Origin of the sequence: Xylanimonas sp. McL0601, from assembly GCF_049852175.1 — a bacterium.
In the GTDB taxonomy this organism is placed as follows: domain Bacteria; phylum Actinomycetota; class Actinomycetes; order Actinomycetales; family Cellulomonadaceae; genus Xylanimonas.
In genome coordinates this window covers 2,140,423-2,160,838 of sequence record NZ_CP187527.1, presented here as the reverse complement: position 1 = coordinate 2,160,838, position 20,416 = coordinate 2,140,423, and the positions used below count along the sequence as shown (strand labels likewise).

22 protein-coding genes are annotated in these 20,416 nt (G+C 72.1%); 3 read left to right on the top strand and 19 right to left on the bottom strand.

The window, feature by feature from the left end; all coding sequences use genetic code 11:
- Positions 1-14: 14 nt before the first annotated feature.
- From ACO4JP_RS09905 to thrS, 19 genes are all read right to left on the bottom strand, one after another.
- Entirely contained in the window at positions 15-608 is a 594-nt protein-coding gene (locus ACO4JP_RS09905) for an adenine phosphoribosyltransferase (RefSeq protein ID WP_425953525.1), read from the bottom strand.
- Positions 605-1,687, bottom strand: coding sequence for a protein translocase subunit SecF (secF, locus tag ACO4JP_RS09900; protein WP_425953524.1), 1,083 nt, complete (start codon positions 1,685-1,687; stop codon positions 605-607). The genes ACO4JP_RS09905 and secF overlap by 4 nt, the downstream gene beginning before the upstream one ends.
- 1 nt (position 1,688) lies before the next feature.
- On the bottom strand, positions 1,689-3,587 hold the full coding sequence (gene secD / locus ACO4JP_RS09895) for a protein translocase subunit SecD (protein ID WP_425957083.1): 1,899 nt from the start codon (positions 3,585-3,587) through the stop codon (positions 1,689-1,691).
- Between the two features lie 147 nt (positions 3,588-3,734).
- Complete coding sequence (gene yajC / locus ACO4JP_RS09890) at positions 3,735-4,166, bottom strand: preprotein translocase subunit YajC (protein WP_425953523.1); 432 nt, start codon at positions 4,164-4,166, stop codon at positions 3,735-3,737.
- A gap of 81 nt (positions 4,167-4,247) precedes the next feature.
- Positions 4,248-5,348: a Holliday junction branch migration DNA helicase RuvB gene (gene ruvB, locus ACO4JP_RS09885; RefSeq protein WP_425953522.1), complete on the bottom strand. Its 1,101-nt coding sequence runs from the start codon at positions 5,346-5,348 to the stop codon at positions 4,248-4,250.
- Positions 5,341-5,964, bottom strand: coding sequence for a Holliday junction branch migration protein RuvA (gene ruvA / locus ACO4JP_RS09880; RefSeq protein ID WP_425953521.1), 624 nt, complete (start codon positions 5,962-5,964; stop codon positions 5,341-5,343). Before ruvA ends, ruvB begins: the two co-directional genes overlap by 8 nt.
- Positions 5,965-6,051: 87 nt before the next feature.
- A complete protein-coding gene (gene ruvC / locus ACO4JP_RS09875; protein ID WP_425953520.1) occupies positions 6,052-6,627 on the bottom strand; it encodes a crossover junction endodeoxyribonuclease RuvC in 576 nt (191 codons plus the stop codon).
- 60 nt (positions 6,628-6,687) lie between these two features.
- On the bottom strand, positions 6,688-8,037 hold the full coding sequence (locus ACO4JP_RS09870) for a toxic anion resistance protein (protein ID WP_425953519.1): 1,350 nt from the start codon (positions 8,035-8,037) through the stop codon (positions 6,688-6,690).
- A complete protein-coding gene (locus tag ACO4JP_RS09865) occupies positions 8,034-8,945 on the bottom strand; it encodes a hypothetical protein (RefSeq protein WP_425953518.1) in 912 nt (303 codons plus the stop codon). Before ACO4JP_RS09865 ends, ACO4JP_RS09870 begins: the two co-directional genes overlap by 4 nt.
- Positions 8,946-9,056: 111 nt before the next feature.
- Positions 9,057-9,815, bottom strand: a complete 759-nt coding sequence (locus tag ACO4JP_RS09860) for a YebC/PmpR family DNA-binding transcriptional regulator (protein ID WP_425953517.1) — start codon at positions 9,813-9,815, stop codon at positions 9,057-9,059.
- A 26-nt stretch (positions 9,816-9,841) separates the two neighbouring features.
- On the bottom strand, positions 9,842-10,483 hold the full coding sequence (gene pdxT / locus ACO4JP_RS09855) for a pyridoxal 5'-phosphate synthase glutaminase subunit PdxT (protein WP_425953516.1): 642 nt from the start codon (positions 10,481-10,483) through the stop codon (positions 9,842-9,844).
- A gap of 44 nt (positions 10,484-10,527) precedes the next feature.
- Complete coding sequence (locus tag ACO4JP_RS09850) at positions 10,528-11,088, bottom strand: NUDIX hydrolase (protein ID WP_425953515.1); 561 nt, start codon at positions 11,086-11,088, stop codon at positions 10,528-10,530.
- A gap of 9 nt (positions 11,089-11,097) precedes the next feature.
- The gene (gene pdxS, locus ACO4JP_RS09845; protein ID WP_425953514.1) at positions 11,098-12,009 is read right to left on the bottom strand and encodes a pyridoxal 5'-phosphate synthase lyase subunit PdxS; all 912 of its coding nucleotides are present in this window, start codon (positions 12,007-12,009) and stop codon (positions 11,098-11,100) included.
- Positions 12,010-12,018: 9 nt separating this feature from the next.
- On the bottom strand, positions 12,019-12,615 hold the full coding sequence (locus tag ACO4JP_RS09840) for a hypothetical protein (protein WP_425953513.1): 597 nt from the start codon (positions 12,613-12,615) through the stop codon (positions 12,019-12,021).
- The gene (locus tag ACO4JP_RS09835; protein ID WP_425953512.1) at positions 12,612-13,817 is read right to left on the bottom strand and encodes a glycosyltransferase family 4 protein; all 1,206 of its coding nucleotides are present in this window, start codon (positions 13,815-13,817) and stop codon (positions 12,612-12,614) included. Before ACO4JP_RS09835 ends, ACO4JP_RS09840 begins: the two co-directional genes overlap by 4 nt.
- Positions 13,814-14,818 (bottom strand): phosphatidylinositol mannoside acyltransferase, encoded by a 1,005-nt coding sequence (locus ACO4JP_RS09830; protein WP_425953511.1) that lies wholly within the window; start codon positions 14,816-14,818, stop codon positions 13,814-13,816. The genes ACO4JP_RS09835 and ACO4JP_RS09830 overlap by 4 nt, the downstream gene beginning before the upstream one ends.
- Positions 14,811-15,443, bottom strand: coding sequence for a phosphatidylinositol phosphate synthase (gene pgsA, locus ACO4JP_RS09825; RefSeq protein ID WP_425953510.1), 633 nt, complete (start codon positions 15,441-15,443; stop codon positions 14,811-14,813). The genes ACO4JP_RS09830 and pgsA overlap by 8 nt, the downstream gene beginning before the upstream one ends.
- On the bottom strand, positions 15,443-16,048 hold the full coding sequence (locus tag ACO4JP_RS09820; RefSeq protein ID WP_425953509.1) for an HIT family protein: 606 nt from the start codon (positions 16,046-16,048) through the stop codon (positions 15,443-15,445). Before ACO4JP_RS09820 ends, pgsA begins: the two co-directional genes overlap by 1 nt.
- Positions 16,045-18,042, bottom strand: coding sequence for a threonine--tRNA ligase (thrS, locus tag ACO4JP_RS09815; protein WP_425953508.1), 1,998 nt, complete (start codon positions 18,040-18,042; stop codon positions 16,045-16,047). The genes ACO4JP_RS09820 and thrS overlap by 4 nt, the downstream gene beginning before the upstream one ends.
- Positions 18,043-18,443: 401 nt before the next feature.
- Here thrS and ACO4JP_RS09810 point away from each other — a divergent pair, with 401 nt between their 5' ends.
- The 3 genes from ACO4JP_RS09810 (at position 18,444) to ACO4JP_RS09800 (ending at position 20,391) form a co-directional block, all read left to right on the top strand.
- Positions 18,444-18,896, top strand: coding sequence for an aromatic ring-opening dioxygenase LigA (locus ACO4JP_RS09810; protein WP_425953507.1), 453 nt, complete (start codon positions 18,444-18,446; stop codon positions 18,894-18,896).
- Positions 18,897-19,104: 208 nt separating this feature from the next.
- Positions 19,105-19,569 carry an aromatic ring-opening dioxygenase LigA gene (locus ACO4JP_RS09805; protein ID WP_425953506.1) on the top strand — a complete coding sequence of 155 codons (465 nt, stop codon included), beginning with the start codon at positions 19,105-19,107 and terminating at the stop codon, positions 19,567-19,569.
- 72 nt (positions 19,570-19,641) lie between these two features.
- On the top strand, positions 19,642-20,391 hold the full coding sequence (locus ACO4JP_RS09800) for a uracil-DNA glycosylase (RefSeq protein ID WP_425953505.1): 750 nt from the start codon (positions 19,642-19,644) through the stop codon (positions 20,389-20,391).
- The last annotated feature ends 25 nt before the right edge of the window (positions 20,392-20,416 follow it).

Below are 20,416 nucleotides of genomic sequence, written 5' to 3'. Positions count from 1 at the left end.
GTCGAGGCGCCAGTCTACGACGCGGCCTTCTCCTCGACGCGCAGCAGTGTCTCGACGACTCTGCCGGTCAGGCGCTCGCGTCCACCCAGCCCGCCGAGCTCCAGGAGGAACGCCGCGGCGACCACCTGGCCGCCGCACCGGCCGACGAGCTCGGCCGCGGCCGCTGCCGTGCCGCCGGTCGCCAGCACGTCGTCCACCAGAAGAACGCGCGCGCCCGCGCGAAGCGTCCCGGTGCGCAGCTCGATCGCCGCCGAGCCGTACTCGAGCTCGTACTCGACCCGCTCGACGGGCGGCGGCAGCTTGCCGGCCTTGCGCAGCGGCACGAACCCGACGCCCAGCCGGGTGGCGAGCGGGGCGCCGAGGAGGAACCCGCGTGCCTCCATCCCGGCGACGACGTCGATCGCGTGGCCGTCCTCGCCCTCGCACAGGCGGGCGAAGGCCTCGATCACGTCGCCGAGCGCCGCGCCGTCCGCGAGCAACGGGGTGATGTCGCGGAAGATGATCGGCTCGTGCGGGTAGCCCGGCACGTCACGGATCAGAGCGCGGATCTCCGCCGCCCTCTCCGGCCCGAGGCCGGAGAGGGCGACGAGTGAGATGTCGTCGGTCATCGATGCTTCCGGCGCGGCTGCGCGCCCTGGCCGAGATGCTGGCCCGGGGTCAGCTGGAGGGCTGCGTCGTTCATCAGCACGTCCTCGCCCTCGACGGACCCGGCACGCGCGGCGAGCACCTTCGCGGTGTGCGCCGCGATCTTCGGCTCCTTCTCGCGCAGCGCCACGTCGAGCGGCGTGGCGAGGAAGAGCGACGACGCCGCACCCACGGCGATCCCGACGAACAGCGACAGCGACAGGTCGCGGAGCGTGCCCGCGCCCAGCAGCAGGGCCCCGACGAACAGGATGCCGCCGACCGGGAGCAGCGCTACCACCGAGGTGTTGATCGAGCGGACCAGCGTCTGGTTGACGGCGAGGTTCGCGCGCTCGGCGTAGGTGGTGCGGCTCTGGTCGAGGACACCGTCGACGTTCTCGCGGACCTTGTCGAAGACGACCATCTTGTCGTAGAGCGAGAAGCCCAGGATCGTCAGGAAGCCGATGATGGTCGACGGCGTGACCTCCCAGCCGACCAGCGCGTACACGCCGGCCGAGATGAGCAGGTCGGCGAGCATCGAGACGATCGCCGCGACCGACATGCGCCAGGCCCGGAAGTAGATCGCCATGAACGCGGCCGCCGCGAGGACGAACACGATGACGCCCCACAGGGCCCGCATCGACACGCCCTGACCCCAGGTCGGGCCGACCTTCGACACGGTCACGTCGTTCGCCGGGTCGAAGCCGTAGGCATCGGCCAGGCGGGAGGTGATGTCGGCGACCTGCTGGTCGGTCAGCTGCGCGGTCTGGATGCGCAGCGCGTTGCTGCCCACCGAGGCCACGCGCGGCTCGTCGGCCGGCACGACGGCCTGCACGGCCGCGATCGCCGGCCCCTGCTCGGTGCTGGAGACGTTCTCGACGGAGATCTCCGTGCCGCCCCGGAAGTCGATACCGAGCGACAGCGGCTTGAAGAACAGGAGCGCGATCGATGCGATCGCCAGCACGCCGGCGACGGCGAACCATCGCTTGCGCTTGGCGATGATCGGGTAGGAGCGACGACCGGTGTACAGGTCGTTGCCCCAGGCGGCAAAGCTGAACCCGGCCATGTCAGCGGCCCTCCTCGTTCTCGTCGGTCGCCTCAGCGGCGGCCCGGCGCTCGGCGGCACGCCGCTCGGCGATGGTCAGACGACGTCCGGACTCGTCCGTCGCGGGCGCGGGCAGCGGCGCGGCCGCCTTCGCCCCCACGAGCACGGGCTCGGCCGTAGGGACGGATCCTTCCGCCTCGGCGTTGACCTCCGCGGCGGCCTCCTCCGCGATGGTCTCCGGCATGGCCACGCGGCCGGCACCGACGTACCGCGGCTTGACGCCCGAGATCGTCAGACGCTCCCGGTTGAGGCCGGACGCCGGGTGCCCGTCCCGGAAGAACGGCACCTTGGTGAGCAGCTCCATGACCGGGTGGGTGAACCAGACGACCACCATGACGTCGATGACCGTGGTCAGACCCAGGGTGAACGCGAAGCCCTGCACGCCGCCGACGGCCAGGTAGTACAGGATCACGGCGGAGATGAGGTTGACGGCCTTCGCCGCGTAGATCGTGCGGCGCGCACGCTCCCAGCCGCGCTGCACGGCGAAGTGCAGGGTGCGGCCGTTGCGCAGCTCGTCGCGGATGCGTTCGAAGTACACGATGAACGAGTCCGCCGTGAAGCCGATCGCCACGATCAAGCCGGCGACACCGGGCAAGGACAGGCGGTAGCCCAGCCCCCAGCTCAGCAGCGCGATCGACCCGTACGTGATCACGCCCGCCACGACGAGCGAGGCGACCGTGAGCAGGCCCAGCGTGCGGTACTGGAACAGCGAGTACACGACCACGAGCAGCAGGCCGATGAGGCCTGCGATGAGACCCTTCTGGAGCTGCTCCGAGCCGAGGGTCGCGGAGATCTCCTGCTGGCTCTGCACCTCGAACTGCAGCGGCAGCGCGCCGAAGCTCAGCTGGTTGGCCAGCGTCGCGGCGGAGTCGCGGGTGAACGAGCCCGAGATCTGCGCGCGGCCGTCCGTGATCGCGTCGTTGATCCCCGGCGCGGAGACGACCAGACCGTCGAGCACGATCGCGAACTGGTTCTGCGGGTTGCCGTTACCGAAGGCGAGCAGGCGCTGCGACGTCTTGGCGAACTGCTTGGCACCGACCGAGTCGAGGGTCAGCGAGACGCCCCAGTCGTTGGTCACGGTGTTGTTCGGTCCCGGGATCAGGCCCGAGGTCGCGTTCTTGATGTGCGTGCCCTCGACCTCGACCGGGCCCAGGATGTACTTGATGCTGCCGTCCTGCGAGCACGCGACCAGCGGCTTCGTCGGGTCGTCGCCGCCGCCACCGCGCAGGTTCGCCGGGTCGGAGCAGTCGAGCTTGTCGAACTGCGCCTGGATCTCCGGGGTGATCTGCGCCAGGTCGCTCGGGTTCGACCCGGTCGCGGCGCCGTCAGTCGCGCTGGGCGAGGGGCTCGGCGACGGGCTGGCCGCGTCGGCCGCCGGGACCACGACCGGGCCTGCGGCAGACTTGCCGGCCGGGCTCACGCTGGCCTCCGGCGTCGCCCCGTCGCTCGGGGCGTCCGCGGCCGCGTCGCTCGGCGACGGGCTCTGCGTGGGCGTCGGGACGCCCGCGCTGTAGGTCAGCACCGGTCGGAACCGCATCTGCGCGGCCTGGCTCACCAGGTCGATCGTCTCCTGGGAGGGCTTGCCGGGGATGCCCACGACGATGTTGCCTTGGCCCTGGCTCGTGATCTCCGCCTCGGAGACGCCGTTGGCGTCGATGCGCTGGCGGATGACGTTGATCGCCTCGGTGATCGTCGCGGGCGTGACCTCCGACCCGTTCGTCGTCGTCGGCTTCAGGATGATCTGCGTGCCGCCCTGGAGGTCGAGGGCGAGGCCCGGCGTCAGGCTCGCACCGCTCGGGTTGTCGCTGCTACGGCCGTCGATGAACGTGCCGGCGATGAGACCGGCGATCGGCAGCAGCATCGTCAGGACCGCGAAGATGACGAGCGTGCGTACCGGCCGCGATCGTCGCGTGCTGGAGTTGGCCAACTTCTGTCTTCTCTCGTGTGCGCGCCGCCGGGGTGGTCGGCGCGGGTGACGCCGGCCGGGAGGACCCGGCCGACGCTCGCGTCACTTGCCTTCGTCGTCCTTGCGCTGCTGCTGCTCGCGGTACTCACGCTGGGCGGTGTCGAGACCGGAGATGTCGTCAGGCACGTCGATGACGGCGGCGTCGTCTGCGGGCGCGATCGTACCCGTCGCGGGTGACTGCGCGATGACGTCCGCCTCGTGGGCCCCGTCGACCGGGGTGTCGATCCGCTTGGAGATGGCGGCGCGGAGCCACACGGAGCGCGAGCCGGCCGAGTCGAGGGTGATCCTGTCGGTCACCTCGTCGATCTCGACGATGGTGCCGAACAGGCCCGACGCGGTCATGACCTCCTGGCCGGGCGTGAGCTCGTTGCGGAACTCCTGCTGCGTCCGCTGCTGCTTGCGCTGGCGCGACGACATGAAGAACATGAGGCCGAGGAGCACGACGATCAGGATGAGGAACGAAGGGTTGTTCACGGGGTCTCCTTGCGCTACGGGTCTGCAGGCAGACCCGACCGGCCTACGGGCCGGTCCAGTCTATTCGGTGGCCCCAACGCGTCAGGACGGTTCCGAGTTCCCGGCCGTGTCGGCCACCTCGAACAGCGTGCCCGCCGTCGCGCCGTACGCCGCGGCCGGGACCGCGAGGCCCAGATGCTCCCACGCGAGCGGCGTGGCGATGCGCCCCCGGGGCGTGCGGGCGACGAAGCCCTCGCGGACCAGGTACGGCTCGGCCACCGTCTCGACGGTGTCGGGCTCCTCGCCCACCGTCATCGCGAGCGTCGACAGGCCGACGGGGCCGCCGCCGAACCGGCGGCACAGGGCGTCGAGCACGGACCGGTCGAGCCGGTCGAGGCCCAGCGGGTCCACCTCGTACACCTCGAGCGCCGCACGCGCCGCCGCGAGGTCGAGCCTGCCGCTGCCCCGCACCTGCGCCCAGTCCCGCACGCGCCGCAGCAGGCGGTTGGCGATGCGGGGCGTGCCGCGCGAGCGTCCGGCGATCTCGTGCGCCGCCGCGTGCTGGATCTCGACGCCGAGCAGCCCCGCCGAGCGCACGATGACGCGCTCGAGGTCTGCCGCGTCGTAGAAGTCGAGGTGACCCGTGAAGCCGAAGCGGTCACGCAGCGGCGCCGGCAGCAGGCCGCTGCGGGTCGTGGCGCCCACGACCGTGAACGGCGGCAGCGCGAGCGGGATGGCGCTCGCCCCAGCGCCCTTGCCGACGATGACGTCGACACGGAAGTCCTCCATCGCGACGTACAGCAGCTCCTCGGCCGGCCGGGCGAGGCGGTGGATCTCGTCGATGAACAGCACCTCGCCCTCCTCGAGCGAGGACAGCACGGCGGCGAGGTCGCCCGCGTGCTGGATGGCCGGGCCGCTCGTGACGCGCATCGAGGTGTTGAGCTCGCCGGCGATGATCATCGCGAGCGTCGTCTTGCCCAGGCCCGGCGGGCCGGAGAGCAGCACGTGGTCGGGTGGCGCGCCGCGCGCGATCGCGGCCTGCAGCACCAGCGAGAGCTGGTCGCGCACCACCGGCTGGCCCACGAACTCCTCGAGCCGCTTGGGCCGCAGCGCCGCCTCGGCGGCGCGCTCGACGTCGTCGGCCGACGACGTCACGATGCGCTCGCTGGTGAACTGCGGCTCCTCGTAGCGCCCCTCAGCCACGTCGGCCGCCCAGGGAGCGCAGGGTCGCGCGGAGGGTCGCGGCGACGTCGGCGTCGGTCACCGTCTCGGCGCCGGACTCCTCGAGGACGCGCGCGACGGCGTCGTCCGCGACCTTGCTCGGGTAGCCGAGGCCGACCAGCGCCCCGACGACCTTGTCCCGCTGGTCTCCCCCGCCGGCGGGCGTCGAACCCGCCGTGATCCCGGTGCCGGGTCCCGGCGCTGGGAGCTTGCCGCTCAGCTCCAGGACGATGCGCTGTGCGCCCTTCTGGCCGATGCCCGGCACCCGGGTGAACGCCTTGACGTCCTGGGTGTGCACGGCGCGGCGGACGGCGTCGGGCGTGTGCACGGCGAGCAGCGCGAGCGCGATGCGCGGCCCGACGCCCGAGACGGACTGCGCCGTCTCGAACACCGCCCGCTCGTCGGCATCGGTGAACGCGAACACCGTCATCGAGTCCTCGCGCACCACGAGCGTGGTGAACACCCGCGCCCGCTCCCCCACGCGAAGCGCCGCCAGCGTCGCGGGTGTCGCGTGCACGAGGTAGCCGACGCCGCTGACGTCGATCACGGCCCGGTCGAGCGAGACGTGCTCCACGACCCCGGTGAGCGAGGCGATCACGAGACTCCTAACGATCGAACACCCGTACGACGGTCCAACGTACCAACTCGCAGCGACCGGCTGGTCACGACACGGCGGCCTCGGACGCTATCTCGGCGCTCGCCGCGGGGCACGGCGGGCCGCCTGCTCGGCGGCGGCCCAGGCGCGCTGGGCCGGGGTGAGCTCGTTGCACTCTCCGCCCTGCAGGGCTCCGGCCGGGCGCCACAGGTGCGTGATCGCCAGGGCCAGCGCGTCTGCGGCGTCCGCGGGCTTCGGGGCCTCGGCGAGCCCCAGGAGCTGCTGCACCATGCGCTGCACCTGCTCTTTGCCCGCGCGGCCGGACCCGGTCACAGCGGCCTTGACCTCGGACGGGGTGTGCAGCGCCACCGGGACGCCGCGCCGGGCCGCGGCGAGCATCGCCAGCCCTGCGACCTGCGCGGTGCCCATGACGGTGCCCACGTTGTGCTGCGCGAACACGCGCTCGACGGCGACGACGTCGGGCAGGTGCGAGTCGAGCCACTCGTCGAGCTCGCGCGCGACCGTGAGCAGCCGGAGGTCCACGCTCGCGGCCGGGTCGGAGCGGATCACGCCGACGGCGACGATCTGCGCCCGACGCCCCGGGAGGGAGTCGACGACGCCGACACCGCACCGGGTCAGGCCGGGGTCGACTCCGAGGACGCGCATGCGGTCACCCTACGCATCCGGTGGCCGAGATCGTCGAACCCGGTCGCCCACGGGCGTCGGTCAGCCTTCGAGGCCTGCCAGGAAGTCGCCCTCGACCGGGTCCGCGGTCGCGCCGGGTGCGGCGGCTGAGGTGCTTCCGCCGGCCTGAGCCGCCGCGAGCCTGCGCTGCATCGCGGTGTACTCGTCCCTGATCGTGACCTCGCCCTTCGCGAGCGCCTTCAGGTCCCGCGCACGCAGCTCTCGGCCGGCGGCGTCGGCGGCGACGATGGCCTGGCACTGGGCCCGCACCGAGTCGACCACGGCCCACACCGTCTCCTCGGTGATGACCGGGGCCTGCGACGCCTGTGCGACGCGCCCGACGGCGTCGGCGGTGGCGCCGAAGGACTGCTGGACCAGCCGGTTGACGCCCGCCTGCACGTTCTCGCCGAGCTCGGCGCCCTCCTGGGCGAGCGCAGCCTGCTGCCACATCACGAGCGCCTGGCGCGCCTGCGGGATCCCCATCGTGCGGAAGGTCGAGAGCCGGCGGCGCAGCGAGAACTGCGTCATGACGAGGTTCCGGGTGCTGGGGGCGTTCGCGAAGCCCATGAAGAACTGCTGGCGCCAGTCGTGCCAGGTCTTCTCGGTCTCGGAGAGGGCAGTCGTGAGCTTGGCGTGGATCTCGGTCATCTCGCCGGTCGAGACGGTGGCGCCCTTCAACTCCACGCTCATCGCGTGCGACGCCTGCGCGGCCGTGAGGGTCGCGGTCGCGGCGGCGACGTCGTCGCGCAGGAGGTCGGTGACCTCCTCGAGCGCGGCGAGCACCCCGACCACCTGGTCCATGTGCTGCAGCGACTGCTTGTGGAGCAGCTGCCCGCGCGTGATGTTGTCGCCGATGCGCTGCTCCATCTCCTGGAGCTTGACCTCGGCCAGGTCCAGCCGGTCCGCGATCGGCCTGGACTCGCGCACCATGACCTCGAACGAAGCCTTGGTGCGCTTGAACCAGCTCCGAAACTTGCCGGCCGCCTCCTCGAGCGCGGCGTTGCGGTACTTCGACTCGAAGCCGTCCATCTCCCGCAGCAGGTCGTTGACCACCACGTCGGCCTGGGGCAGGTCGATGCCCTCCTGCGCCTGGAGGAGCTGGACCGACGCATCGTTGAGCCGCTGCATCACGGGCGCACCGAACGTCAGCACCGTGTTCAGGTCGCCGGCGATCCGCTCGGCGAGGGCGGGGGCGCCCGCCGTCAGCGAGGCGCGCTGCTCTTCGGTGAGCAGGGAGCGGAACTGGAAGCCCTCGGCGGTGTCGGCGGTGACGTCCCCGGTACCGTCCCCCACCGCCTGCTCGAGCGGCGTCAACGGGACGGCGGTGGGGTCGGCGCCCCCAAGCAGAGCATTGAAGTCGACGTCGACGGCCCGCTTGGGTGTGTCCGTCACGATGTTCCTCCGATGAGACGGGCGAACTCGGCGTCGCGCGTGATCGCGTTCAGCGAGGTCAGCGCGACCTGGAAGTTCAGGTCGGTGCGGGAGTTCACCTGACGGATGTTCTCGACGATCTCCGCGGAGACGTCGTCGAGCATGGCGCCGACCGCCGCGACCCGCTGCTCGGGGTGGGGCCAGAGGTGCGGGTTGTCGATGACGTCCTTGAGGTGTTCGGGCGACACGCAGAGCACGACCTTCTCGAGGACGGCCGCGAACTGCGCCTTCGCCATCCGCACCTGGTGGGGCGTGCCGCGCGCGTCGAGGCGCCGGATCAGCTCCTGGAACTCCTCGACGATGCGGCCGAGCTTCTCGGACACCGGGACGCCGTCGATGCGGTAGTCCGCGTACACGGGCACGAGGCTGGACAGCTCGCGCAACGCCCCCTCGACGCGCCGGCTCAGCTCGGAGTCGTCAAAGAGATGCTTGTCGACGACGACGCGGGTCTGCTGCGCACGGGTCGCGCGCAGCATCCGGGCGCGGCTCCGGCCGGACGTGAGCACCATGCCGAGACCGGTGACGAGAGGGATCACGCCGATCGCCGCGAACACCCAGGCGATGACGTCGACCGCGGGCTCGTCGGCGGTGGCGGCCACGGCGACGCAGAGGCCCACACCGAGGAGCAGCATGAGACCGGAGACCAGGGCACCCAGCGCCCAGCGGGTCGCGATGGCCTGCCCGTTGGCGACCGATCGCCGGATCCTCAGCGCCGTCCATGGGAACACCAGGATCGGCAGGCCGAACAGGCAGCCGAGGACGATCAGGATCGACTCGCCCGTCCCCACGATGCTCGCGAGGACCGGCGAGACTCCGCGCCACGGAAACGGCGGCTTCTGGCTTCTCTGCGCTGGGTAGACCTGTGACATGGATCATCCGCTCGTCGCGGTACGAGCGCCGTCGGTCGAGGAGAGATCACCTGGCGCGACGCACCTCTGTGCGCCCATCGTCAACCCGGGGACGCAGGTCTCGCAACGACGTCAGTCGTTCTCGAGCTCCGCCATGACCTCGTCGGACGCGTCGAAGTTCGCGTAGACGTTCTGGACGTCGTCGGAGTCCTCGAGGGCGTCGATCAGGCGAAGGATCTTCCGCGCACCTTCGGCGTCGACCTCGACCTCCATCGACGGGTGGAAGATCACGTCCGCCGAGTCGTAGTCGATCCCGGCCTCCTGGATGGCCTTGCGGACCGCGACCAGGTCGGTCGCCTCGCACAGCACCTCGATGGTGTCGCCCTCGTCCGTGACCTCGTCGGCCCCGGCCTCGAGCGCGGCCATCATGACCTCGTCCTCGCCCACGCCGTCGGACTTCGGCACGACGACGAGGCCCTTGCGGGAGAACAGGTAGGACACCGAGCCGGGGTCGGCGAGGCTGCCGCCGTTGCGGGAGAAGGCGAGGCGCACCTCGGAGGCGGCGCGGTTCCTGTTGTCCGTGAGGCACTCGACGAGCACGGCGACGCCGTTGGTGCCGTAGCCCTCGTACATGATCGTCTGGTAGTCGACGGCGTCGGCACCCTCGCCGGAGCCGCGCTTGACCGCGCGGTCGATGTTGTCGTTCGGGACCGACGACTTCTTGGCCTTCTGGACGGCGTCGAACAGGGTCGGGTTGCCCGCGAGGTCGCCGCCGCCCGTGCGGGCGGCCACCTCGATGTTCTTGATGAGCTTCGCGAAGAGCTTGCCGCGCTTGGCGTCGATCGCGGCCTTCTTGTGCTTGGTCGTGGCCCACTTGGAGTGACCGGACATGGACTACCTGTCTCCTTCGCGAATCTTCAGCCTGCCGCGACCATGCTCACGAACAACGCGTGAACACGCGAGTCCCCGGTGATCTCGGGGTGGAACGAGGTCGCGAGCAGCCGCCCTTGACGTGCTGCGACGATCTTACCGGCGCCGACGCGCACCGGGCTGCCGTCGGTGGTCCGCTCGGGGATGCGCGCCAGGACCTCGACCTCGGGCCCCGCCTCCTCGATCCACGGCGCCCGGATGAACACCGTGCGCACCGGAGCCCCGCCCGGCAGGTCCGAGATCCCGGCGACGTCGAGGTCGGCCTCGAACGAGTCCACCTGACGGCCGAACGCGTTGCGCCGCACGGTGACGTCCATGCCCCCGATGGTGCGCTGGCCCTCGATGCCGGCCTCGATCCGCTCGGCGAGCAGGATCATCCCGGCGCAGCTGCCGTACACCGGGAGCCCGTCCTTGACGGCCGCGCGCAGCGGATCGTGGAGCTCGAAGATGCGCAGCAGCTTGTCGATCGTCGTCGACTCGCCGCCCGGAAGGACGAGGCCCTCGACCGACTCGAGCTCGGAGCGGCGGCGGACCGGGATCGCGCGGGCGCCCGCGTGCTCGAGCGCGCCGACGTGCTCGCTCACGTCGCCCTGAAGGGCGAGGACGCCGATGGTGGGGGTGGGGTTCACGCCGGAATTCTAGGCGCGACAGCCGCACGGTTGACCGCGCCGGCTCAGTCGTCGTGCTCCTCGCCCAGGTGGAGCACCGTTCCGTCCCACCCGGCGACGAGCCGGTCGACGACGTCGGGCAACGCCGTCGGGAACACCTCGAGCGGCTGCTCGCGCAGCTCCAGCGGACTGAGCCAGGCCATCCCGTCGAGCACCTCGCGCTCGACGTCGGTCCAGCCGGCGTCGTGCGGCTCGGTGCCGGCGGGGACGCGCGCGACGAAGAAGACCTCGTCCTGCCGGCAGGTCTCGGCGAAGAAGTGGAAGTACCCGGCCCGGGTCATCACGGGCCCGACCAGGTCGGTCGGGGCCAGCACGATGCCGGCCTCCTCGCGCAGCTCGCGCAGCGCGGCGTCGACCTCGTTCTCGCCGGCATCGATGCCGCCGCCGATGGTGAACCACCACGAGCGCTCGGGCTGGTCGGCGTCGTGGCCGCGCACCACGAGCACGCGGCCCGCGTCGTCGAGCACGACGACGCGGGCCGCGCTGCGGTGACGCAGACCGTCCTCGCCCAGCACCCAGTCGGGGCCGAGCGAGGACGTGCCGGTCGTCTCGACAGGCTCAGCCACCGAGCGACGTCACCAGCCGCGCTCGGCCAGGCGGACGGGCGCGGGCTCGGCCTCGACGTTGATGCCGACCATGGCCTCGCCCAGGCCGCGCGAGACCTTGGCGATGACCGACGGGTCGTCGAAGAACGTCGTGGCCTGGACGATCGCCTTGGCGCGGGCCGCCGGGTCACCCGACTTGAAGATGCCGGAGCCGACGAACACGCCCTCGGCGCCGAGCTGCATCATCATCGCGGCGTCGGCCGGGGTGGCGATGCCGCCCGCGGTGAACAGGACGACGGGGAGCTTGCCGGTGCGCGCGATCTCCGCGACCAGCTCGTACGGCGCCTGCAGCTCCTTGGCGGCGACGAACAGCTCGTCCTCGGGCAGCGACGCGAGGTTGCGGATCTGCTGGCGGATCTGGCGCATGTGCGTCGTGGCGTTGGAGACGTCACCCGTGCCGGCCTCGCCCTTCGAGCGGATCATGGCCGCGCCCTCGGTGATGCGGCGCAGCGCCTCGCCCAGGTTGGTGGCACCGCACACGAACGGCACGGTGAACTGCCACTTGTCGATGTGGTTCGCGTAGTCGGCCGGGGTCAGCACCTCGGACTCGTCCACGTAGTCGACGCCGAGGGACTGGAGCACCTGCGCCTCGACGAAGTGGCCGATGCGGGCCTTCGCCATGACGGGGATCGAGACGGCCTCGATGATGCCGTCGATCATGTCGGGGTCGCTCATGCGCGACACGCCGCCCTCGGCGCGGATGTCGGCCGGCACGCGCTCGAGCGCCATGACGGCGACGGCGCCGGCGTCCTCGGCGATCTTCGCCTGCTCGGCGTTGACGACGTCCATGATGACGCCGCCCTTGAGCATCTCGGCCATGCCCCGCTTCACGCGGGCCGTGCCGACCTCACCGGGGGTGTTCGCAGTCTGGTTGTTCTCCACGCGGCCATCCTACGGCTGGGCCGGTGCGCCCAGACCCGCCGGCATGAGGTCGTCCAGCTCGACCGTCTGCGGCACCGGCGCGCGCCCTGCCAGGTGCAGGAGCCGCACCAGCCAGTGCCGACGCGCCCGCTGCGCCTGCGCGACGGCCTCGTTGTGGAACCGCCGCGCGAGCTGCGCGCGGTACCAGCCGGCGCCCAGGTTGGCGACGAGCGAGTCCCCAGGCGGCGTGGTCCGGAGCGCCTCCACCACCTCGGCGTCGTCGAACGCCGACCGGAGCGTCGCCGAGAGGGCGCTCTCCACCCGCTCGCGCTGGACGCCGAGGCCGTCCATCTCGAGCGCCTGCTCGGGCTCGGTCACCGGACCGGCGTCGTCGACGACGGCGTACGCGGCGTCCGCCACGAGCACGCTCGACGCCGGGTCCAGCAGGCCCGACGTCGCCAGGTCGGCCGCGGCGCTCGCGCGCCGCACGAGCTGCGCGTCGAGCGCGATGCGCGACGCCGCCACCTTGCGGTGCAGGCGGTCCAGGCGCGAGGCCCAGACCCACGACACCCAGACCAGCACCGCGACGGCCGCCAGGACGACGAGGGCGATCTCCGACCAGCTCACCGGTCACCCCCCTCGCCCAGCAGGCGCAGCGCCCGCGGCGGGCGCCACGCGGCGTCGGGCCGCACGGGGATCGCCTCCCCCGCGGCCACGGCCATCTCGTAGACCGCCTCGACCCGGTCCGTGACGGTCGACCAGTCGAAGTGCCGCACCCACGTGGCCGCGTGCGCCCGCCGGGCTTCCGTCGCCGCCCGGTCGTCGATCGCGTCGTTGACGACGCGCGCGAGGTCTGCCGGGTCCTCGTTGCGGAACAGCGCGCCCGCGGCGCCGTCGTCGAGCACGCGGCGGAACGCACCGAGGTCGCTCGCGACGACGCCCGCTCCCGCGCTCATCGCCTCGACGAGCACGATGCCGAAGCTCTCGCCGCCGGTCTGCGGCGCGATGTACACGTCGACCGAGCTGAGCAGCGTGGCCTTGTCCTCGTCGCTGATGCCGCCCAGGAACGTGACCGCCGCGGCGTGCTCGCCGAGCGACTCGATCGCCTCGTCGCGCCCGGCGTCGCCGCGACCGGCGACGAGGAACCGCGCTCCCGGGTACCGCGCGAGCACCTGCGGGACGGCTGCGGCGAGCACCTGCAGGCCCTTGCGCGGCTCGTCGAGGCGGCCGAGGAACGCGATGGTCGGCGCGTCGGTCGTGCCCTGCCACTCCGCCGACGGCGTGGCCGCGGCAAACGTGTCGACGTACACCCCGTTGGGGATGACGACGGCGTCGCCACCCACGTGGTCCACGAGCATGCGCCGCGCGTCCTCCGAGACTGCGATGCGCGCAGCGATCTTCTCGAGGCTCTGGCGCAGCAGCGGGTAGGCCACCTGCAGCGCGCGCGAGCGGACCTGGGCCGTGTGGAACGTCGAGACGACGGGACCCTCGGCGATCCACAGCGCCAGCATCGACAGGCTCGGCGTCATGGGCTCGTGCAGGTGCAGCACGTCGAACCCACCCGCGTCGACCCAGCGCCGCACGCGCGCGGCGGCCCGCGGGCCGAAGGCAAGCCGCGCGACCGACCCGTTGTAGCGCACGGCCACGGCCTTGCCCGCGGGCACGACGACGTCGGGCACGGGCGTGTCGTCGCCGGCCGGCGCCAGCACGGACACCTCGTGGCCGCGGTCCTGGAGGGCCTGCGCCAGGTCGCGGACGTGGAACTGGACGCCTCCGGGCGCGTCGAAGCTGTAGGGGCACACGATGCCCACGCGCAGCGGCCGGGTCACTCCGGTGCCCCCGCGGCGTCGTGAGCCGGGAGCTCGCCTGCCTCGGCGCGCGTCTTGGCGTAGCGGTCGGGGTCGAGGTCCTCGACGAAGACCTTCTGCAGCATGTGCCAGTCCTCCGTGCTCTCGCGCAGGGTGACGGCGATGGTGTCGACCCAGGCCTGGGTCATCGCGGCGACCTGCGCGCGACGCCGGTCCGGGCCCGAGAGGTCGGGGTCGCCGTCGGGCACCGGGACGGGCGGGTGGAAGGTGAGGGCGATGCCCCACGCGGTGCCGGCGGCGCGACGGCGGGCGCCGCTCAGCCGCTCGTACGTGACCGTCGTCGGGACCAGGTCGATGCCGGCGGCGAGCGCCAGCGCCGCCGGTCCGGCCGCGACGCGCGCCGGGTGCCCGGCGAGGTCGACCTCGACGCCCGTCGCGGTGAGGTCGCGGTCGGCGAGCAGCGGCAGGAGGCGGCGGCCGGCGCGGGCGCCGCGCACGAGCTGGCGGAAGACGTCCGCGTCGCCCAGGCCGAGGGCCTCGATGCCGATGGACCTCCGGAAGTCGAGGAACGCGTCGAAGAGCGCCTCGGGCTTGAGCTTCTCGGCCACGGTGAGCACGGGGGCCACGTGGATGGTGGACCAGGCGCCGGCGAGGTCCCAGTTGCCCAGGTGCCCGAGCGCGAGCGCGGCGGCGGCGCCGTCCTCGACGACGGCGCGGACGTTCTCGGGGTAGACCACGCGCACGCGGGCGTTCACCTGCGCGGGCGTGGCGGCCTGCAGGGTGAACGCCTCGCGGAAGTAGCGCATGTACGAGCGCATGCCTGCGCGCGACAGCCGGCGGAGGGCGCGTGCGTCGAGCTCGGGGCGCACCCGCGCGTAGTTGGCCTCCATGCGCCGCACGCCCGCGCCGCGGCGCAGCCAGGCGACGTCGGCCACGAGCGTGAATGCGGCACGGAGGACGGTCTCGGGGATCCGGGGCGCGTTGCGCCACGCGAACGTGTAGGCAGCGGCGATGTCAACCACGGGCGGTCTTCCGGCCGGGCGCGAGCTGGCGGTGGACGGCGGCGATCCGCTGCACAACCGTGACGAGGCTCGCGACCGCGAGCAGCGTGAGCACGACGACGAGCACGACCACGGGCAGCCCGAGCTGGACGAACCCGGTCGGGACCAGCGCGATCACCAGGCGGTCGGTGCGCTCGGCGATTCCCACGTGCGCGTCGGCGCCCACCGACTCGGCCCGGGCGCGGGCGTACGGCACGACGCCACCGAGCACCAGGCACGCGAGCGCGGCCGCCGTCCCCCAGCGCTGGTGGGCGACGTCGGGGTGCAGCACGAACCACAGCGTGATGCCGGCGAACACGGCGCCGTCGGAGATGCGGTCGAGCGTCGAGTCGAGGAACGCGCCCCACGGGCCCGAGGTGCCGGACAGGCGGGCGAGCACGCCGTCGAGCGAGTCGAACAGCGCGAACACGCCGATGAGCAGCGCACCCAGGAACAGGTGGCCGGTCGGGAGCAGGCCCAGGGCCAGACCGGTCACGACGACGGTGCCGGCGATCGTCACGGCGTCGGGCGACACGCCCAGCCGCATGAGGCCCTTGGCCATCGGCGTGAAGAACGCCTGCATGGCGGAGCGAAGGCGGGAGAACATCAGGAAGGCTCCTCGCGGGGGTCTTCGGACGTGGTCGGGGCGGGCCACGCGGCGGCCAGCCGCGCGCGGGCGTCTGCGAGCAGCTCGGGCACGGCCTTGGTGCGGGCCACCACCGGCAGGAAGTTGGAGTCGCCCTGCCAGCGGGGCACGACGTGCTGGTGAAGGTGCGCAGCGATGCCCGCGCCGGCGACGTCGCCCTGGTTCATGCCCAGGTTGTAGCCGCCGGGACGGTAGACCTGCTCCAGGACCCGGATCGCCGTCTGCGTCAGCTGCGCGAGCTCGACCGTCTCGGCGTCGGTCAGGTCCACGTACGCCGACACGTGCCGGTACGGCACCAGCATGAGGTGCCCGGGGTTGTACGGGTACAGGTTGAGGATCGCGTAGCAGGTCGTGCCGCGGGCGACGACGAGCTTGCGCTCGTCGTCCTCGGGGGCGATCGCGCAGAAGGGGCACGCCGACGGCGAGGCGTCCTTCGGCTTGTCCTGCCCGCCGATGTAGACCATCCGGTGCGGGGTCCACAGGCGCTGCAGGTCGTCGTTCGGCGGGGGGAACGCCGCGGCCGGCTCGACCGTGGCGTCCCCCTGCCCGGGCGGGGTAGGTGTCACACCTGGACCCTGTCACGCACGGCGGCGACGATGCGCTCGATCGCGTCCGCGATCGGCACGCCGTTCTCCTGGTGCTCGTCGCGGAAGCGGAAGCTGACCGCCCCCTTCTCGACGTCCTCGCCGCCGGCGATGAGCACGAAGGGCACCTTCTCCTTGGCGGCGTTGCGGATCTTCTTGCCGAACCGGTCGTCCGAGAGGTCGACCTCGGCGCGGATGCCGCGGGCGACCAGCTGCGCGACGACGTCCTTGAGGTAGTCGTCGAACGCCTCGGCGACCGGGACGGCCAGCACCTGGACGGGCGCGAGCCACGCGGGGAACTGCCCGGCGTAGTGCTCGATGAGCACGCCCATGAACCGCTCGATCGAGCCGAACTTGGCCGAGTGGATCATGACCGGCTGCTGCTTGGAACCGTCGGGCGCGGTGTACTCCAGGCCGAACCCCTTCGGCTGGCTGAAGTCGTACTGGACGGTACCCATCTGCCAGGTGCGGCCGATGGCGTCCTTGGCCTGGACGGAGATCTTGGGCCCGTAGAACGCGGCGCCGCCCGGGTCGGCGACCAGGTCGAGGCCGGACTCGAGCGCGACCTGCTCCAGCACCGCGGTGGCCTTGACCCACTCCTCCTCGGAGCCGACGAACTTGTCCGTCTTCTTGTCGTCCCGCGTCGACAGCTCCAGGTAGAAGTCGTCGAGGCCGAAGTCCTTGAGAACCGAGAGGACGAAGTTCAGCAGGTGCTTCACCTCGCCGGGCGCCTGCTCCTCGGTGACGTAGGAGTGCGAGTCGTCCTGGGTCAGGCCACGCACGCGGGTCAGGCCCTGGACCACGCCCGACTTCTCGTACCGGTACACCGAGCCGAACTCGAACAGGCGGATCGGCAGCTCGCGGTAGGAACGGCCGCGGCTGGCAAAGATCAGGTTGTGCATCGGGCAGTTCATCGCCTTGAGGCGGTAGCGCCCGTGGTCGCCGACGTCCTCGAGGTCGAGCGCCGGGAACATCGTGTCCGCGTAGTACGGCAGGTGGCCCGAGGTGTAGAAGAGCCCTTCCTTGGTGATGTGCGGGGTGCCGACGTAGGAGAAGCCCTCCTCGATGTGGCGCTGGCGGACGTAGTCCTCCATGACCCGCTTGATCACGCCGCCCTTGGGGTGGAACAGCGGCAGGCCCGAGCCGACCTCGTCGTGGAACGAGAACAGGTCCATCTCGGTACCGATGCGGCGGTGGTCGCGGCGCTCGGCCTCGGCGAGGCGCTCGAGGTAGCCCTTGAGCTCGTCCTTGTTCGGCCACGCCGTGCCGTACACGCGCTGCAGCGAGGCGTTCTCCTGGTCGCCGCGCCAGTAGGCCGCGGCGCTGCGCATGAGCTGCACGCCCTGCCCGATGAGCCTGGTGCTCGGCAGGTGCGGGCCGCGGCACAGGTCCTTCCAGACCACCGTCTCGCTCTCGCGGCCGGCGCCGCGGACGTTGTCGTAGATCGTGAGCTCGGCGCCGCCGACCTCCACGTTCTCGCCGCTGTCGCCGTCGGCCGCGCCGCCCTTGAGCCCGATGAGCTCCAGCTTGTAAGGCTCGTTCGCGAGCTCGGCGCGCGCCTCGTCCTCGGTCACCACGCGGCGGCGGAACGTCTGGCCCTCGCGGATGATGCGGGACATCGCCTTGTCGAGGGCCTTGAGGTCCTCGGGCGTGAACGGGGTCTCGACGTCGAAGTCGTAGTAGAAGCCGTCGCGCACGGGCGGGCCGATGCCGAGCTTGGCGTCGGGGTTGACCTGCTGCACCGCCTGCGCGAGCACGTGGGCCGCCGAGTGGCGCAGCACGTTCAGGCCGTCCGGCTCGTGGACCGACACGGGCTCGACCTTCGCGCCCACCGGGATCTCGCGGTCCAGGTCCCACAGCTCGCCGTCGACGCGGACGACGACGACGTCCTTGAGCTCGGCGAAGAGCTCCGCGCCCGTGGTCGGCGTCGTCGTCACGATCTGCTCCGGAACCTGCGGTGAGGTGGCGTCGGACACGGGCTGCTCCTTCGTGTTCACCGGGCGACGGACGAAGGCCGCCCGCGTGGGGGTGGTGGACTCTCGGCGCGCGGGCACTGGCAGGCCCGGCGCGCGTCGAGGGGCACCGCCCGTGGGCGGCGCCCCTCGATCGTACCGACGCCGCCGGTCCCGGCCGACGCCTTTCCACGCGACGCGCGGCAGGTCGGCATGCGGGGCCGCGAAAGAGCAGTCAAAGAACGGACGCCCGGCACGCACGGGCGCGCACACGCGGACAGACCTGGGCGCGGATGGCGACGTTCTGACCAACGGAAGGTCAAGAGATGGCAGGGTTTCTGTCAGTGCCGCAGACCTCCACGGTTGGGCACACGCCCAGCACCTGTGGTCTGGCCACCACGTCCAATCCTGAGGGGAACATCACCGTGAGCACCACCACCAAGCGTCCCGTGCGCATGTTCGGCATCATCGGCCTCGTCACCGGTCTGTTCATGATCGTCGCCGGCGGCGCCACCTGGGGCGTCGTGACCTCGCAGCTGTCTTCGCAGAACATCACCGTCACCTCGAACGCCCCGTTCCTGGCCGGCACGACGGTGAACAACCCGTTCTCGGCCTTCGCGCAGGCCGCGGGCATCGAGGCGAGCACGAACGAGATGACCGGCGGCCGCAGCTTCGCCGACCTCGACCGTGATGACCCGCTGCGCGAGGTCGCGCAGCAGGGCGCGTTCCTCCAGGCCTCGCTCTTCACCTCGGTGATCGCCTACGGCGTCGCCGCCCTGGTCATCGGCACGGGCGCCCTCGTGGCGGGCAACGGCTACGCGCTGACCCGCATCGCCGCCGGCACCTCGGTGCGCGAGGAGGAGCTCGCCACGGTCTGATCCCCAGACTGAAGCGACCACCTCGAGCGCCTCGTCCCGCACCGGGACGGGGCGCTCTTGCGCGCTGTGTCGCACGTCACATCGCGCCAGGCCTCGTTCGGTTTGCTGTGGTCTGACCACCGGTTCTAGCCTCGCGAACAGAGGTCAGACCACAGGGTCGGACCACCAGAGAGGCCGCCACCGCGGCCCATCAGAGGGGATCACCACCATGAGCACCACCGCCAAGAAGCCCGTCCGCGTCCTCGGCATCATCGGCCTCGTCGCCGGCCTCGCGATGATCGTCGTGGGCGGCGCCACCTGGGGCGTCGTGACCTCGCAGCTGAACGACCAGCGCATCACCGTCTCGGCCGACGCCCCGTTCCTGGCCGGCACCACGGTGAACAACCCGCTCTCGGCCTACGCCCAGGCGCAGATCATCGAGGAGCACACGATGAAGATCACGAGCGGCAAGACCTACGCGGAGCTCGACCGTGAGGACCCGCTGCGCACCACCGCCCAGCAGGGTGCGTTCCTCCGTGCCTCGCTCTTCACGTCGGTGATCGCCTACGGCGTCGCAGCCCTGGTCATCGGCATGGGCGTCCTCGTGGCGGGCAACGGCTACGCCCTGACCCGCATCGCGACCGGTGCGAAGGTCGATGCGAAGGTCGAGGAGAACACGCTGGCCACCGTCTGACCCGCTCTCGCCGAAGGCGCCTCGTCCCCCAGGGACGGGGCGCCTTCGCGTCGCCCGCGCCAGGATGGTGCGGTGGCTACCGCGCCGGACGATCCCGGCTACCCGCTCGGCGCCGCCTCCGCGCCCGACCTCGCCGCGCTCGCCGGGCGGCTCGTGCAGTGCCGCGCGTGCCCGCGCCTCGTCGCGTGGCGCGAGGCCGCCGCCGCCAACCCGCGGGCGGCGTTCCGCGGGCAGGTCTACTGGGCGCGGCCGGTGCCCGGGTTCGGCGACGACGCCGCCCGCATCGCCGTCGTCGGCCTCGCCCCTGCAGCGGACGGGGCGAACCGCACCGGGCGCATGTTCACCGGGGACCGCAGCGGCGACTTCCTGTTCGCGGCGCTGCACCGTGTCGGCCTCGCGAACCAGCCGACGGCGACCGGGCTCGACGACGGGCTCGAGCTCACGGGGGTGCGGCTGGTCGCGCCGGTGCGGTGCGCTCCCCCGGCCAACAAGCCCACGCCCGACGAGCGGCGGCGCTGCGGGCCGTGGCTCGCGCGCGAGCTCGAGCTGCTCGCCCCGACCGTGCGCGTGGTGCTCGCGCTGGGCGCGATCGGCTGGGACGCGGCCCTGCGCACGCTCGAGGAGCAGGGCTGGCACGTGCCGCGGCCGCGCCCGAAGTTCGCCCACGCTGCCGCGATCCCGCTCGGCCGGCCCGGCGGCGGGCAGGTGGTGCTGATGGGGAGCTTCCACCCGTCGCCGCACAACACGTTCACGGGCCGGCTCACGCCCGAGATGCTCGACGCCGTGCTGACGCGGGCGAAGGAGCTCGGTGGGCTGGTGTGACCGCCCGCCACGCTAACGTCCCCTC